The following is a 15,549-nucleotide window of genomic DNA, read 5'->3' on the forward strand; positions in this document are numbered from 1 at the left end:
TGCGATTTTAAAATAATATCAAAAAAGGCAGAGCAATCTGCTTTTTTTGTTGCAGATAATATACATAAGTGGGATTATATTTAGGGAATATTCTGTATTTTTGAGAGCATTACTATAATAAAGCTCTGAAGGGGGACAAAATGAAGAAAGGCATACATAAAAAAGATCAGCGCTTCAAAATCGCAGAGAGAGAGGCGTGGATTGGCATTGGTCTGGTGCTCTTCAATTTTGTATGGTGGTATGGGTTTGCCTATGGGATGGGGTCTGGGCCTGCTGGTGAGTATACATATATTATGGGATTGCCTGCCTGGTTTTTTTGGAGCTGCGTGGCAGGGTTTGCTGTAATGGTGATTCTGGTAACAGCGGCTGTTAAATTTCTGTTTAAAGAGGTTCCGTTCGAAGAAAATGAAGAGGGGGGAGAATCCAAATGAACTGGCAGGTTATTGCTCCTCTTCTCATCTTTTTAATCATTATTTTTCTCGTCGGCTTATGGTCCAGCAGAAAGATTGATACCGGGAGTTCGTTCCTGCAGGATTACTTTCTTGGAGGAAGGCAGCTGGGTGGTTTTATTCTGGCTATGACCATGATTGCAACCTACGGAAGTGCCAGCAGTTTCATTGGAGGGCCGGGCGTTGCATACACACAGGGGCTTGGCTGGGTGCTGCTTGCCATGTCACAGGTTGTCACTGGTTATTTCGTTCTCATGGTTCTGGGGAAAAAGTTTGCCATCACAGCAAGAAAGTATGATGCTGTAACGCTCATCGATTTTCTAAAAGAAAGATATAACAGCAGATGGGTCGTCTGGCTATCCTCTCTCAGCATCATTATTTTCCTGTTTTCTGCCATGGCTGCCCAATGGGTTGGCGGAGCAAGATTAATTGAGTCACTGACAGGATTAAGCTATTTATCTGCTTTATTCATTTTTGCAGCTTCCGTTATGGTCTACGTGGTGATCGGCGGCTTCCGTGCTGTTGCAGTAACGGATGCCGTACAAGGGGGAATCATGTTCATCGGCACCATGATCCTTCTGATTGCTGTTATTGTGGCAGGTGGGGGAATACCGAATATTATCAGTGACCTGTCTTCAGAAAACCCGAATCTGATTACACCGTTTGGCTTTGATGGCGGATTGACTCCTTTATATGTGTCCTCATTCTGGATATTGGTGGGAGTTGGAGTTGTGGGCCTTCCGCAGGTTGCGGTGAGGGCCATGTCCTATAAAAATGCCAGAGCCATGCATAGGGCAATTATAATTGGAACAGTAGTGGTCGGGTTTATCATGCTTGGCATGCATTTAATTGGCGTATTTGCCCGGCCAATTCTTCCAGGGATTGAAGTGGGGGATAAAGTCATGCCGATGATTGCCATGGAAGTGCTTCCTCCATGGCTCGCGGGAATTGTACTGGCAGCACCGATGGCTGCCATCATGTCAACAGTGGATTCCCTGCTCCTTCTGGTCAGCTCGGCGATTGTGAAAGATGTCTATATTAATTACATTAAGCCTGATGCCAAAGAAGCTGCCATCAAGAAACTGAGTTTTGCGGTTACGGCCCTGCTTGGGATTCTGGTTTGCATCATGGCTCTCAGTCCGCCCGATTTGCTGATCTGGCTGAATCTCTTTTCTTTTGGAGGACTGGAAGCAGCCTTCATATGGCCTGTTGTGCTGGGCCTTTATTGGGCTAAAGGAAATAGATATGGTGCAGTGGCCTCGATGATAACCGGAACTGCCTCCTATATTTTATTCCATACTTTTTATCCAAATGCATTAGGCATGAATACAGTCGTATTGCCTATTGCTTTGTCACTGGCGGCTTATGTAACTGTAAGTCTATTTACCGAAAAATCAGCATCTGCACCAGCAGAAATTTAAGCAAGAAGCTCCGGAGATTATTCCGGAGCCTCTTGTATTTAACTGCAAAACGCTGATAAATAGGGCCCGTGGCGATTCAATCAAACGTTTGATTGAAGCAGGAGAAGAGTCATATATAAAGGATACGGGAGGAAACCCTTGTTTTTGTAAAAAAATGAGCATATTGATAGGTTTGTAGAAACGATCCCTATTTGTTACACTTAATTAGTTAAAGGAAACGTAATTGTAACATTTGACTTTAAATGGAAATGTTTTTATAACATTAGGGAGAATATAATGAAAAATTTTATAAATATGATTATGATTGCCATGCTGTCATCCGTTATAGCAGGCTGCTCAAGTGAAATAAATGCATCTTTAAATACAGAAGAAATAAAATTTGAAAAAGAAGATAAAGTGGAAGCAGAACAAAATACATCAGCTGTACAAGAGGACGGGAAAGAGAAAAAAGATACTGTCTGGCTTGAAGGCAAGTCACTATTCCAGTTGGACGCAACAGACGGAAAAATGAAATATACCGTTTATCTTTATGCGGAAGACGAAAGAAGAACCATTCTGGAAGAGGACAGTGCGAAAGGAAAGAAAGGCGATTCTTATTTTACAGGACATTATTCAGTTTACCTGGCTGAAAAAGGTTCGAAAGAGGCTTACAGACAAGAGGCTTTGAATAACAGTGCAGAAATGTCATTTAACCCTTCGAAGGAGCAGGTTTACACTCAAAAAATGAGGAACAAAACCATCATCTCGATCTTTCAGTCCAAGGGGGAAAATGCGGTTAAGGGTCAGTTATTGGCGATTAAAGATGGGGAAGTGCTGAAAATCAGTACAGAAAAAGAAGTGACCACATCCTCTAAAGCGAAAATAAAAAATATTAATCAGAAGTATCTTCAAACTGCCCAAAATAAGAATGATAGATGGGTTATTTCAACATGGCTATTTAATGAGGAAGCCCTTTCGATGAGCCTGCATGACCGAATAGAGCTGCACAAAGAAGATCATTCTGATATCGACTGGATGAATCTGTGGTTAAAAGAGGAAGCCCTTTACTATCCTTTTAAAAACCTGGCACTCAGTGTGGATGCCATTGAAAAAGCAAAACAGGGAATCCCGCTCGGAAGCCCATATCCGATTGGCACAAACATATCTGAAATTAAGAAGTCAGATCCAAATTTTATGAAGGAAGGGTTTGAAAATGGCAGCCCTTTTGTCATGTACCCTGAAATTACCTATTATTTTGAACGGGAAACCGGAAATGTAACTGCTATTTCTATTCCTGGACAGCGGGTGAGAACTTCAATTGACGAGATAACTGCTATGTTTGGCACTCCTGCGCAGGTAATGGAAAAGATGCTGTCAGGAGAAACTATTTCTACCTACCTGGCAGATAAATATTCCATCGAAATCATATCTGATTTAGAAGGAAATGTTAGTGAAATAGTATTAATGAAAACAAAAAATCATGCGGCACAATGACCGCATGATTTTTGGCGTTTCTTAAAATGCCCAATCACCTTTCCTGAATACAGGTTCAGCCTTGCCGTCTTCAGTGATTCCGTCGATATCCATTTCAGCGGAACCAATCATGAAGTCAACATGTGTTAAGCTTTCGTTCAAGCCGTTTTCAGCCAGTTCTTCACTGGACATTTTCTTGCCGCCTTCAATGCAGAATGCATACGCACTGCCAATGGCTAGGTGGTTTGAAGCATTTTCATCAAATAAAGTATTATAGAAAAGCAGATTGGACTGCGAAATTGGCGAGTTGAAAGGAACCAGGGCCACTTCACCAAGATAGTGGGAGCCTTCATCTGTCTCAACAAGCTGCTTAAGAATCTCTTCTCCTTCTTCTGCTTTCACATCGACAATGCGGCCGTTTTCAAAGGTCAGGCTGAATTTATCGATGATATTTCCGCCATAGCTTAAAGGCTTTGTGCTGGAAACCGTGCCGTTGACGCCTGTCTTGTAAGGTACCGTAAACACTTCTTCAGTCGGCATGTTAGCCATGAATTCATGTCCCTGTTCATTAACGCTGCCTGCCCCGACCCATAAGTGGCCTTTTGGAAGCTCGATTGTCAGGTCCGTACCTGGAGCTTTATAATGAAGCTTCTGATATCGCTTGCTGTTCAAATAATCCACTTTTTCATGAAGTGTTTCATCATGCTTTTTCCAGGCTTCAACCGGGTTATCCAAATCGGCGCGAGTAGCTTTGAAAATGGCTTCCCAAAGCATTTCCACACGGGATTCTTCCGGTGCTTCAGGGAATACCATGTCTGCCCAGGCTTGAGATGGAGCTGCAATGACTGTCCAGCTTACTTTATCGGACTGGATGAATTTGCGGTATTTTGCAAGCGCCTTTCCGGCAGCTTTCTGGAAACTTGAGATTCGTTCTGATTTCACGCCTTTCAGCAAATCAGGGCTTGCTGAAACGATTGACATGAATGCCGCACCCTTTTCAGCTAAATCTTCGACTTCCTTCGCACGCCATTCCGGGTATTCGGAGAAAGACTCTTCCGGTGCTAAATCGTACTTTGTGCGTGTGACCGCATCATCGCTCCAGTTCACAACTACGTTATGAGCTCCTGCTTCATAGGCCTTTTTAACAATTGTACGAACCAGTTCAGCTGCATCAAGGGTTGTGTTAATAACAAGCGTCTGTCCTTTTTGTACATTTACGCCGACCTTTACGGCAAGCTCTGCGTATTTCTCTAAATTCGTATGAAATTGACTCATTATGTATTCTCCTTTGTCAGAATCTTCTTTTTCATTGTAGCTGTTCTGTTAGCAAAAAGAAACCTATTGAACTGAAAATCGTTCTGAGGAACTTACCTGCTCCATCTCTCGGCGTAGGCAAAAATAAACAGCCAAACCCCGATAAGGCTTGGCTGTTCCTATTAATATACAAAAAACATCAAAACAGTAGTAACAATACCCACCCATATAGCCAGCAATGCACAGTAGCCCATTATATGGCGAATATGAAGGCCAACCACACTTAAAATAGGAAGGGCCCAGAAAGGCTGGATCAGGTTCGTCCAGGCATCACCCCAGCCGACAGCCATAGCAGTAATGGCGGGATCCACACCCAGCTGCAGACCGGCAGGTACTTGAAGCGGCCCCTGCAATGCCCACTGCCCGCCGCCTGAAGGAGCAAGAATATTGACGAGTCCAGCGGCCCAATAGGTGAATATATCAAAGGTGTCTTTACTTGCTATGGATGCCATTCCATTGATTATGGATTCTGCTAACCCGGAGCTGCCGAGAACCGCGATAATGCCAGCGTAAAATGGGAATTGCAGAATGATAGGTGAAATGGCAGAACCCGCTTCTTTAAAAGCATTGGCGTATTGTTCGAGCGATTTATGAAGGATGAGACCCAAGGATAGAAAGGTAATATTGATAATATTCAAGTCAAGGTCACGCCCGTTTACAAACTCAAATACTGCATAGATTAACCCGATTAATCCTGTAATGATGCCGAGAAAGGGAGTTCTTTCAAGCTTTCCGGCGGGAGTTTTTAAAATTTCCTGCTGTTCAGCTTCCTGCTTGGGTGCCTTTGGGGGAACGTATGGGATAATGCCTTTTTTGGGTGCCATCAGCACAATGAAAATCGGCATAGTAACAACAAGAGCAACTAAAATAGCAATCGTTCCCGGATGGAAAATGGTCTCCGAAGTTGGAATGACGCCAGCCACTTCCTCCAGGAAATGGCCCTTGGTCGCAACAGTCAAACCAATTGAACTCGATAAACCAGCGGTATATAGAGCAGTTGGTGCATAGGCTGCAGCCACTAATAGAGGGAAGTGTGCGTTTTGATTTCTTTTCCCAACTTCACGGGCAATTATGGCGCCAACTACAACAGCAAGGCCCCAGTTAATATAATAAGCAGCAGATGAAACGAGAAAAGTCAGTACGTAGGCCTGGTTTGCTGTCTTCGCTTTGGAGGACAGCTTTTCAAGTATGCGCTGTACAGAAGGAACAGAAGCAAGCGCCATGCCTGTCATTAAGAGGAGCACCATCTGCATGGTAAAAGCGAGATACACCCAGAAGCCGTCACCGAAGGATTTAAACAGCTCAACAGGTTCAGAAGGCTTCATGAAAAATCCCGCAATAAATACAAACAGAGTCATTAATACCGCAATGACAAAGGCATCCGGGAGATACCTTTCCACAAGCTTGGAGAAACGGTCTGCCATTCTGGTTAACATCTTTTCACTCTCCTTTCAGTATTAGTACATGCTATGGAGAGGACAAGCTGTGTATGCCAGTTCATACAGAAATAGCCCTGGCATCAGCCAGGGCTATTTATTAATCCTTATCATCCATTGCAGCCTTCAGCAAATCGCCAAGGCTCGTTCCAAAAGAATCTTCCTTCTGGGTATATTTCTGAACAAGTTTGCGTTCTTCGCGTTTGTTGACGGCTTTCTTTTTGTCCTGGGCTTTCTCCACCACATTGCATGGGCGGCACTGGAAGTAGGTCCCTGCTTTGCCCTGGTGGATCTCCATTTTTTTGCGGCACTGAGGGCAGCGGCGGTTTGAAAGCTTTGGATCCTTGCGCTTTCGGAAATTACAATCAAGATTGGAACAGACAAGTATTTTTCCGTCCTTGGTATTCCTTTCTTTTAGGAAGGAATCGCATTCTGGACATTTTGAGCCCGTGAGATTGTGGGCACGGTAAGATTTGTCGCTCTTTTTAATTTCTGAAACCAATGTCCGTGTCTGTTTGCGGATATTCTGCAGAAACTCTTTGGGGTCTGCTTTTCCGCGTGCGATTTTTTCCAATTCCTGTTCCCATTTAGCAGTCAGTTCAGGTGATTTCAGATCTTCATTCACCAGGTCCATCAGCTGTTTGCCCTTTTTAGTCGGAAACAGACGTCCATTTTGCCTTTCAATCGCTTCCGTATCAAGGAGCCGTTCAATGATTTCCGCTCTTGTCGCAGGTGTTCCGAGGCTGTATTTTTCCATCTGGGTCAAAATGTCAGCTTCGGAATAGCGAAGAGGGGGTTCAGTAAGCTTGGCGGACAATTCAGCAGTTTGTACCGTAAAGCGCTGTCCTTTTGAGATATTCTTCAGGCTCTGTTTTCCTGTTTCTTCATCACTGCTGCGTTCAACCTTGCGATAACCCAGGTCGATAACTGCTGTTTCCCTGGCTGTGAATGTCTCACCGTTAACATCAATAGCAGCATGGATGGTTTCATACTTATAAGGGTTATGGAAAATGGCCAGAAATCTGCGCAGAATCAATTCGTATAGTTTCCGCTCATCAGCAGACAAATCACCGAGGTGTACACGTTCTTCAGTCGGAATTATCGCATGGTGATCGGTTACTTTTTCATTATTAAAGACTCGCTTTGCCAGGACCTTGCCCTGATTCGCAAGGATCGGCTTCACTTCGTCTTTATAGGAAGCTGCAATGCCATGAAGGCGATCCATCATAGTTGCTTCCATATCTTTTGTCAAATAGCGTGAGTCTGTCCGCGGATATGTGACAAGCTTATGGTGCTCATAAAGTTTCTGCAGCACATTCGACGTTTTCTTGGCTGAGAAACCGTAACGCTTATTGGCGTCACGCTGCAGCTCCGTCAAATCATAAGGAAGCGGCTGCGGCTCAGTTTTTTCTTTCCGGTTAATGGACTGGATAACCGCTTTTTGCCCCTTTACTTTGGAAAGGACTCCATCAGCTGCTTCTTTAGAAAAGCTGCGCTTTTCACCGTTTTTCTCCCAGTCAGCCTGCAGAGGGCCAATTTGGGCGCGAATCGTCCAGTACTCTTTTGGAACAAATTTTTGAATGAATGTTTCCCTTTCCATCACGAGTGCCAGTGTCGGCGTCTGCACCCGGCCAGCGGATAGGGGATCCTTATATTTAGTAGTCAAGGCTCTTGTGACATTCAGGCCAATGAGCCAATCAGCCTCTGCCCGGCACACTGCGGATTCATACAGATCTTCAAATTGTTTTCCTGGCTTAAGGTTTTGAAAGCCGTCCCGGATGGCGCGGTCCGTTACAGAAGAAATCCATAAGCGTTTGATTGTCTTGCGCCAGCGGATTTTCTCCAATATCCAGCGTGCGACAAGCTCCCCTTCGCGGCCTGCATCAGTACCAATGATAATTTCCTTAATATCCTTCCGCTTTGCCAGGTTCTCAATGGCTTTATACTGGTGGCTGGTCTGCTTCATCACCTTCAGGCCCATTTGGTCAGGAATAATCGGCAGATCTTCCAGATTCCAGTTTTTGTATTTGCTGTCATAATGCTCAGGCATCTTTAACTCGATTAAATGGCCAAGAGCCCAAGTCACGATATATTTATCGCCTTCCATATAGCTTTTATGAGATTGCCGGCATCCCAGAACCCGTGCAATTTCACGGGCAACACTGGGCTTTTCAGCAAGAACAAGTGATTTCATAATAACTCCTTTCAAATTACATTCAGCCATTTCTGTCCAAACTAAGTATAGCTGAAAATCATCAATATTTGTAATGGGATAAATTTTGATGGGCAGTGAAGTGAATAACTGCCTAAGTTGTATTGCTTTTAATTAGTCCCAATTCATTCTACAATGGACTTACCAGTTTGTTTACAAATAGAAAGAGACAAGGTGAAATGAATGAATGCAAAAAATCAGCTTCTTTATGATTACATTCAGGAGAATTCAAAAAATATCACAGATATGTGGCTGTCTTTAAGGGATAAACAGAAAGGCTCGATTTATTCTGCAGATGCAGACCCCGCTTATGAGAAGCTCCTGAGAGAACAAAATACGTTTACCAACCGCACCGTTTCAGCAGCTCTGCTTGATGAGGACACATTTAACGAGAATATGGAAGAATGGGCTATTACAGTAGCGGAGAGCAGAGTGGATTCTAATACGCCCATTTTTCAAGTGCTTGAAGCTTTAAGTAATGTCCGGGAAACCTATTGGCATTTTGTTGAAAAGTTCATTAAAGAAAACCAGTCTGAAGTCACAGCAAATGATGTATTGAAATGGAGCACGATCATTAACAAGGCTTTCGATCAACTAATCAATAAATTTTCGGAGAGATATTATGAGCTGACGACCAGAAGGCTTGTTGCCCAGCAAAGCCTGATTAATGAACTTGGCACCCCAGTCATCCCTGTTAAGGACGATACAGCCGTACTGCCGCTTATCGGCAATATTGATACTGAACGTGCGCGAATCCTCCTGGAGGAAATTCCGAAAAAATGTGCAAAAGAAAATATCGAACATCTATTTATTGATTTATCAGGTGTGGCCATCATCGATACGATGGTTGCCCATCAAATATTCTCTTTAACGACAGCTTTACAGCTGCTAGGGGTAAAATCCACCATCTCAGGCATCAGCCCTGAAGTTGCCCAGACTTCCATTCAGCTTGGCCTGGACTTCACAGGCATTAATACTTACGGTACATTAAAGCAAGCACTGAAAAGACAAGACATTGAATGAAACTAAGCTGGCAGAAATGCCGGCTTTTTATATGGCTAAAATAAAAACGCTTTACTGTATTACCATTCTAACAATCTAATTTGTTAAAAAATGGGAAAAATTAATTGACATCCTCCCATATGGCACATAGAATTAATTATATTCAGAAAATATACTAAAAATAGGCTGTGATAAAGATGAGACATCTAAAAACTGATATTGCAAATAATCTTTTTAAAAAGGCTGTATTTCAAACCTGTGTTTGAGATACAGCCTTTTCTTTATCTCGCTAACGTACCGGGGAGGATTTGAAATGGAAAAATTGACAGAATCGATGATGACTTTAACTCGCGGGGAGGAGAGCAACGTGGTTACTTTAAATGGAAATACCCTTACTTTGTCTGAAGCGAAAAAAGTGCTTTTTGAAGGAGTAAAGGCTGCAGCATCAAAGGAAAGCATGCTTCGTGTAAAAAACAGCCGTGAAGCCGTAAAGAGAATTGTAAGTGAAGAAAAAGTCATTTACGGCATTAACACTGGCTTTGGCAAATTCAGCGATGTAAGAATTGATCAGGGAGATGTAGAGGATCTTCAGCTGAATTTAATCCGCTCGCATGCCTGCGGTGTAGGGGAACCATTCCCTGAGTCTGTCTCTAGAGCTATGCTCCTATTAAGAGCAAATGCTTTATTAAAAGGGTTCTCAGGAGTCCGTCCTGTCTTGATAGAAACTCTTTTAGCGCTTGTGAATAAACAAATCCATCCTGTCATCCCGCAGCAGGGATCTCTTGGAGCGAGCGGCGATTTGGCGCCTCTATCTCATTTGGCATTAGTATTAATGGGAGAAGGGGAAGTGTTTTTCAAGGGTGAAAGAAGGCCTGCGCTGGAAGTGCTTGTTCAGGAGGGAATAGAGCCTTTAACATTACAGGCGAAGGAAGGGCTAGCTCTGATTAACGGCACTCAAGCGATGACGGCAATGGGAGTCATTGGTTATCTGGAAGCGGAAAAAATCGCTTATCAAAGTGAACTCATCGCTGCAGTTACAATGGAGGGCTTAAACGGCATAATTGATGCGTTTGATGAAAATATCCATCAGGCAAGAGGCTATCAGCAGCAGGTGGATACAGCAAGAAGAATGAGGGAATACCTGGCAGGCAGCAGCCTGATCACAAGACAGGGAGAAATCCGTGTGCAGGACGCCTATTCCATCCGCTGCATCCCGCAGGTTCATGGGGCATCCTGGCAGGCTCTTGACTATGTAAAAGAAAAGCTTGAAATTGAAATGAACGCAGCCACAGATAACCCGCTAATTTTTGAAAATGGGGAAAGCGTTATATCCGGCGGAAACTTTCATGGACAGCCAATCGCACTTGCAATGGACTTCATGAAAATCGCGGTTGCGGAATTGGCCAATATTTCAGAGCGCCGGATTGAAAGACTTGTTAACCCGCAGCTGAGTGATTTGCCGCCATTTTTAAGCCCGGAGCCTGGACTGCAGTCAGGTGCGATGATTCTCCAATATGTTGCAGCATCACTTGTTTCAGAAAATAAGACACTTGCCCATCCAGCAAGTGTGGACTCGATCCCTTCATCTGGTAATCAGGAAGACCATGTGAGCATGGGAACCATCGGATCAAGACATGCTTATCAGATTATCCAGAATGTCAATAAAGTGCTTGCAATTGAACTGATTTGCGCGCTGCAGGCAGCAGAATTCCGCGGTTCTGATAAAATGGCTGATAAAACAAAACATTTTTATGAAGAAGCAAGAAAAGTGGTGCCTTCCATTACAAAAGATCGCGTATTTTCAAAGGATATTGAAGCATGCGCGTCCTGGCTGAAAGAAGTTGAAATAGACGCAATATAAGCAGCAGGGGTCTGAATGTTCTCAGACCCCTGACTTTTTAATCTTTGGCTCTTTCCTCAAGTTCCTTTGCTTCATCTTCTTCAAAGCGGTTTTTAAATGCTTCCTGTGTCACAATAAATTCTTCGTCTTCCTGTGCCTCAGTTGTATGGCGCTCGACCATTGTGTGTTCAGGAAACTCTCCAGGGTGATGTTTTCTTTTATGGTTAAAATGGACTCCGCGTGACATAATCAGGCTCCCTTCATTCTTGAATTAACATTCTTTCACTATTTTCCCCTTGGACATCTGGACTATGTACGGCTGTTTCACTCAATATTTTCCGTTCAATTTTGTCTTTGTTCGCATAAGTATATATAGCAGAGACGATAGAGGAAGGGAGGGGGATAGCCGTGAATGATTCGAATGCTTCCGTATTCTGTGCGGGCCGGGGAGATCGTGCTCCGGTATTTATTGCAGATGCTGTCATTGATCATCAAATAAAAAAGGTCAATTTGGAGAATTATATTGGAAAATGGGTGCTGCTGTTTTTTTACCCGAGTGATTTCACATTTGTCTGACCGACAGAATTGGCGGCGGTCGCCGCTGTGAATCCTTATTTAAAAGCCTTAAACTGTGAAGTAATGTCCATCAGTACGGACAGTGTATACGCCCATAAAGTATTTAAGGAAACATCTCCCTCTTTAAAAAATGTAAATTATCCAATGGTAAGCGATCGAACCCATCAAATAAGCAGAGCTTATAGGGTTTTGGACGAAAAGTCAGGAGCGGCGGTCAGGGCATCCGTTTTTATCGATCCTAATGGCATTATTGCGGCGAAGCTCATTTATCCTGGAGAAGTCGGCAGAAATCTGCATGAACATGTCAGAATCATGCAGGGAATTCAATATGCACAGCAGACAGGGAAAGGTGTACCGGCCAATTGGCAGCCTGGCCAGACCGGGATTAACATTGATCCGAACTTAATAGGAAAAATCTGATGGGAGGAGGCGCAAGCTTTCTCTTGATTTTTCTGCAGGTCCTCCATATACATAATTACTTTAATAAGCAGCACCGAAAATATATAATAATAAGTAACAAATGAAGTGAAGGGGGAACTTGAGATTGGACTTCTTTTCTATACTGTCTGAAGATCGGATAAAAAAAGCGTACAAGGATGGCGAATTTGATAATTTGCCAGGCTATGGGAAACCGCTTCCGTTCGATGACCTGTCTTCCGTCCCTGAGAATTTGCGAATGGCATACCGCATCATGAAGAATGCCGGATTCACTGATGAAGAAAACCAAATGAAGAAGGAAATGCTGACGATCGAAGACCTTATTAAAAAATGTGAGGATCAGGAAGAAAAAAAGGCATTGCAGAAGAAACTTAACGAAAAGATGCTCCGCTTTAACAGCATGATGTCGAAAAGAAGACAAAACACCAACTCATCCCTTTTCAAAAACTACGGAGAAAAAATTAACAATAAATTATTCTAATGGATTAGATGATTGGAATTGAGGAGAATACATGAACAAAGATGAATATATAACGGTCCTTGAAAAAAGAGTGGAAGAATATGAGGCAGCCATAGCGGATATGACTGCACCGATTATTCCATCGATTATTCCCCAGACGATACTGGTGCCAATTACAGGCCTGCTCATGGCAGAAAGATTCGAAAAAATTACGGCTAAAATCCTGAATCATATTAAAGACCATGACACTGAATTTGCCATCATAGATTTTACCGATATTACGGTCGACCGCATTGAGCAGATGTGCCTTTCCGAACTTGGACAGCAAATCCGCAACCTGACTGATTCCATTAACCTCATGGGAGTAAAGCCTTACTTTGTAGGAATGACCCCGCAGCTGATAAAGGAAATCGTCTTGTCTGGCATTGAATTAAATGCTGAAACACATGCTACCTTCCAGGCGGCCTTAAAGCATTTAATGAAAATAAACAGCCTCGTCTTTCAAAAAATATAAAATTCGTAAACTCCTCTCCTGAATAGGACAGGGGTTTTTTTCTTTAAACAGGCACATTTTCTTCCCGATTGGGGATTTGTCCATGCGAAAACCTCCTGTGGCACATATTCTATAGTATCCATGAGAAGGGAGGTAGACTTATGTCGAGAGATTGGAGAAGAAGATTTGAGATTAATGCAGATGAAGTGGAAATTAGAGCTGACAGAGTTATTGTAAAAGAAGATGATGATCGCCACCGTGATGATGTACGTGGAGCGGAAGACCGCCGCAGGGAGCACCGCCGAGATGACGATGTAGCTGGAATCGAAGACAGTCGCAGAAGACATTGCGGCTGTGGAAGAGACAGTGTTGGTGGAGTCGGTGATTTATGGTTCAACAGAGATTTAGCTGGATCTGGAAGAGGATGCAGACGCCGCCGAGATGACGATGACCGCAGAAGAAGAGGTTTCTGCGGATGCCGCTGGATCTAAAAATAATGAAAACGAAGGCAGGGGAAGCACCTCTGCCTTTTATATATGAAAATTTTCCTAAAGAACTGTTAAAATCATCCGAAATTAATAATAGAAAGTTTTGGAGATTTTCAGACTACATAGAAGGTGTGGCTTGCATGGATAAAACAACGATTATAGGAGTAATATTAGGGATCATAGCGGTTGGAGTAGGGATGGTTTTTAAAGGGGTTTCTCCATCTGTTCTTATTAACCCTGCCGCTATTCTGATCATTATCCTGGGAACAGCAGCAGCAGTGGCAATTGCATTTCCAACAAATGAAATCAAACGGGTGCCCAAGCTTTTTGGCATTTTATTTAAAGAAGAAAAGCTGATGAACCCGGCTGAGATGATTAAGATGTTTTCGGATTGGGCCCAGCTGGCAAGAAAAGAAGGATTGCTTGCACTTGAAGTCAAAACGAACGAAATCGAAAATACTTTTTTAAAAAACGGCTTATCTTTGGCCGTTGATGGGCAAAGTGCCGATTATATACGGGATGTATTAAGCGAAGAAATCGAAGCGATGGAAGAAAGACATCAGGCCGGAGCTCAAATTTTCAGCCAGGCAGGCACGTATGCCCCATCCCTTGGAGTACTGGGAGCGGTTATCGGATTGATTGCAGCACTGGGAAATATGGAGGACACCACCAGCCTTGGACATGCCATCAGTGCCGCATTCGTAGCGACTTTACTGGGGATTTTCACGGGGTATGTGTTCTGGCATCCGTTTGCCAATAAGCTAAAGAGAAAATCCAAGCAGGAAGCAAAAATTAAAAGTATGATGATCGAAGGAATTCTTTCTATTTTAGAAGGGGAGGCGCCCCGGGTGATAGAACAAAAGCTTGCTTCCTACCTTCCTGCAGGAGAACGCCGGATATTCCTTGAAGAAAGCAGCGTGGCGAAGGATGAGTAGGCGAAAAAAGAAGCAGCACCATGAGGAGCATGTAGATGAATCCTGGCTATTGCCGTATGCTGATTTATTAACACTGCTTCTAGCACTATTCATTGTCCTATTCGCAATGAGTTCCGTAGATGCCCAGAAATTCCAGAAGCTATCAAAGGCATTCAACGATGTCTTTTCAGGCGGAACCGGGGTATTTGAATTCCCAAGTCCAATGCCGGAAGGCCAAATGCAATCCACTGATGCTGTGTCTGAAAAGCCAAGCAAGGATCTTAAGGAAATGGCAGCTCTGGATGAATTGGAAAAAGAAAAGCTGAAGCAGGCTGCCGATCAGGAAGAACTGGCAGAGCTGCAGCAGAGAGTCAATGCCTTTATCGAAAATCAAAACCTGGCAGATAAATTGGAAACCTCTTTAACCACCGAAGGACTGCTTGTGTCAATCAGGGATAATGTCCTGTTCGGCTCAGGTAGTGCAGAAGTCAGTGAGCAGGATTTAAAAATGGCAAATGAAATTGCAGAGCTTCTTATCATGGACCCGCCAAGAAACATCATCATCAGCGGCCATACAGACAACGTCCCGATCCGCAACTCAAAATTCGAATCAAACTGGGAGCTCAGTGTGATGCGCGCTGTCAACTTTATGAAAATAATCCTGAAAAATGACCAGCTGGACCCTAAATGGTTCAGTGCCAAAGGCTTCGGAGAATTCCAGCCGGTTGCCGGAAATGATACCAAGGAAGGCAGAGCAAAGAACAGACGGGTAGAGATTTTAATATTGCCAAGAACGGGGAATCAGCCTTAGCGGGCTGGTTTTTTTTGCAGTGAAATAAAAAAAGCGCTGTGATCCAGCGGCTTTGAAGTAAAAAAATCATTATTCATTTGCTTCCTGTTCCGTGCCATCCGGTTTACACATGCGGTCGACCATTACACCAAATAGAAATACACAGGCAATTGGAATAGAAAAATTCAAAACATGAACAATGGTCATTAGCGAACCTCCCAAAAGGTATTAATTACATTATATGCCAATGTTCACAAAAAAGAC

The 15,549-nt window shown here is 43.4% G+C and carries 15 protein-coding genes; 11 read left to right on the forward strand and 4 right to left on the reverse strand.

The genetic code is table 11. The annotated features are described in order from the left end of the window. Positions 1-140: 140 nt before the first annotated feature. The 3 genes from IRB79_RS06440 (at position 141) to IRB79_RS06450 (ending at position 3,343) form a co-directional block, all read left to right on the forward strand. Positions 141-431 carry a YhdT family protein gene (locus IRB79_RS06440; protein ID WP_243507510.1) on the forward strand — a complete coding sequence of 97 codons (291 nt, stop codon included), beginning with the start codon at positions 141-143 and terminating at the stop codon, positions 429-431. Further along, positions 428-1,870, forward strand: a complete 1,443-nt coding sequence (panF, locus tag IRB79_RS06445) for a sodium/pantothenate symporter (protein ID WP_243507512.1) — start codon at positions 428-430, stop codon at positions 1,868-1,870. Before IRB79_RS06440 ends, panF begins: the two co-directional genes overlap by 4 nt. Positions 1,871-2,146: 276 nt before the next feature. Further along, entirely contained in the window at positions 2,147-3,343 is a 1,197-nt protein-coding gene (locus IRB79_RS06450; RefSeq protein WP_243507514.1) for a hypothetical protein, read from the forward strand. 21 nt (positions 3,344-3,364) lie between these two features. Here the strand turns inward: IRB79_RS06450 and IRB79_RS06455 are convergent, their stop codons facing one another. The 3 genes from IRB79_RS06455 to IRB79_RS06465 all read right to left on the reverse strand — a co-directional run bounded on the left by IRB79_RS06455 (position 3,365) and on the right by IRB79_RS06465 (position 8,266). Next, complete coding sequence (locus tag IRB79_RS06455; RefSeq protein WP_243507515.1) at positions 3,365-4,597, reverse strand: aminopeptidase; 1,233 nt, start codon at positions 4,595-4,597, stop codon at positions 3,365-3,367. 161 nt (positions 4,598-4,758) lie between these two features. Then, complete coding sequence (locus IRB79_RS06460) at positions 4,759-6,072, reverse strand: short-chain fatty acid transporter (protein WP_243507517.1); 1,314 nt, start codon at positions 6,070-6,072, stop codon at positions 4,759-4,761. 100 nt (positions 6,073-6,172) lie between these two features. After that, positions 6,173-8,266, reverse strand: a complete 2,094-nt coding sequence (locus tag IRB79_RS06465; protein ID WP_243507518.1) for a DNA topoisomerase III — start codon at positions 8,264-8,266, stop codon at positions 6,173-6,175. A 201-nt stretch (positions 8,267-8,467) separates the two neighbouring features. Here IRB79_RS06465 and IRB79_RS06470 point away from each other — a divergent pair, with 201 nt between their 5' ends. Then, positions 8,468-9,307, forward strand: coding sequence for an STAS domain-containing protein (locus tag IRB79_RS06470; RefSeq protein ID WP_243507519.1), 840 nt, complete (start codon positions 8,468-8,470; stop codon positions 9,305-9,307). 346 nt (positions 9,308-9,653) lie between these two features. Next, positions 9,654-11,147: a histidine ammonia-lyase gene (gene hutH / locus IRB79_RS06475; protein WP_243509262.1), complete on the forward strand. Its 1,494-nt coding sequence runs from the start codon at positions 9,654-9,656 to the stop codon at positions 11,145-11,147. A gap of 37 nt (positions 11,148-11,184) precedes the next feature. On the opposite strand, the gene IRB79_RS06480 is transcribed toward hutH, so the two are convergent. After that, positions 11,185-11,373: a hypothetical protein gene (locus tag IRB79_RS06480; protein ID WP_159346951.1), complete on the reverse strand. Its 189-nt coding sequence runs from the start codon at positions 11,371-11,373 to the stop codon at positions 11,185-11,187. A 161-nt stretch (positions 11,374-11,534) separates the two neighbouring features. On the opposite strand from IRB79_RS06480, the gene IRB79_RS06485 reads away from it, so the two are divergent. The 6 genes from IRB79_RS06485 to motB all read left to right on the forward strand — a co-directional run bounded on the left by IRB79_RS06485 (position 11,535) and on the right by motB (position 15,306). Beyond that, positions 11,535-12,122, forward strand: coding sequence for a peroxiredoxin (locus tag IRB79_RS06485; protein WP_252217275.1), 588 nt, complete (start codon positions 11,535-11,537; stop codon positions 12,120-12,122). Between the two features lie 124 nt (positions 12,123-12,246). Further along, the gene (locus IRB79_RS06490) at positions 12,247-12,621 is read left to right on the forward strand and encodes a DnaJ family domain-containing protein (RefSeq protein WP_243507521.1); all 375 of its coding nucleotides are present in this window, start codon (positions 12,247-12,249) and stop codon (positions 12,619-12,621) included. Between the two features lie 31 nt (positions 12,622-12,652). Then, positions 12,653-13,114, forward strand: coding sequence for an STAS domain-containing protein (locus tag IRB79_RS06495; RefSeq protein WP_243507523.1), 462 nt, complete (start codon positions 12,653-12,655; stop codon positions 13,112-13,114). 140 nt (positions 13,115-13,254) lie between these two features. After that, positions 13,255-13,584, forward strand: a complete 330-nt coding sequence (locus IRB79_RS06500) for a hypothetical protein (protein WP_243507525.1) — start codon at positions 13,255-13,257, stop codon at positions 13,582-13,584. Between the two features lie 137 nt (positions 13,585-13,721). Next, a complete protein-coding gene (gene motA / locus IRB79_RS06505; RefSeq protein WP_243507527.1) occupies positions 13,722-14,516 on the forward strand; it encodes a flagellar motor stator protein MotA in 795 nt (264 codons plus the stop codon). Further along, a complete protein-coding gene (gene motB / locus IRB79_RS06510) occupies positions 14,509-15,306 on the forward strand; it encodes a flagellar motor protein MotB (RefSeq protein ID WP_243507529.1) in 798 nt (265 codons plus the stop codon). Before motA ends, motB begins: the two co-directional genes overlap by 8 nt. Positions 15,307-15,549: the final 243 nt, after the last annotated feature.

Source organism: Cytobacillus oceanisediminis (assembly GCF_022811925.1).
In the GTDB taxonomy this organism is placed as follows: Bacteria; Bacillota; Bacilli; order Bacillales; family Cytobacillaceae; genus Cytobacillus; species Cytobacillus oceanisediminis_D.

Coding starts and splice junctions, on each gene's coding strand:
- IRB79_RS06500 (WP_243507525.1), top strand. CDS start 13,255: ATGTCGAGAGATTGGAGAAGAAGATTTGAGATTAATGCAGATGAAGTG.
- motA (WP_243507527.1), top strand. CDS start 13,722: ATGGATAAAACAACGATTATAGGAGTAATATTAGGGATCATAGCGGTT.
- IRB79_RS06450 (WP_243507514.1), top strand. CDS start 2,147: ATGAAAAATTTTATAAATATGATTATGATTGCCATGCTGTCATCCGTT.
- IRB79_RS06470 (WP_243507519.1), top strand. CDS start 8,468: ATGAATGCAAAAAATCAGCTTCTTTATGATTACATTCAGGAGAATTCA.
- motB (WP_243507529.1), top strand. CDS start 14,509: ATGAGTAGGCGAAAAAAGAAGCAGCACCATGAGGAGCATGTAGATGAA.
- IRB79_RS06460 (WP_243507517.1), bottom strand. CDS start 6,072: ATGTTAACCAGAATGGCAGACCGTTTCTCCAAGCTTGTGGAAAGGTAT.
- IRB79_RS06465 (WP_243507518.1), bottom strand. CDS start 8,266: ATGAAATCACTTGTTCTTGCTGAAAAGCCCAGTGTTGCCCGTGAAATT.
- IRB79_RS06495 (WP_243507523.1), top strand. CDS start 12,653: ATGAACAAAGATGAATATATAACGGTCCTTGAAAAAAGAGTGGAAGAA.
- IRB79_RS06440 (WP_243507510.1), top strand. CDS start 141: ATGAAGAAAGGCATACATAAAAAAGATCAGCGCTTCAAAATCGCAGAG.
- IRB79_RS06480 (WP_159346951.1), bottom strand. CDS start 11,373: ATGTCACGCGGAGTCCATTTTAACCATAAAAGAAAACATCACCCTGGA.
- panF (WP_243507512.1), top strand. CDS start 428: ATGAACTGGCAGGTTATTGCTCCTCTTCTCATCTTTTTAATCATTATT.
- IRB79_RS06455 (WP_243507515.1), bottom strand. CDS start 4,597: ATGAGTCAATTTCATACGAATTTAGAGAAATACGCAGAGCTTGCCGTA.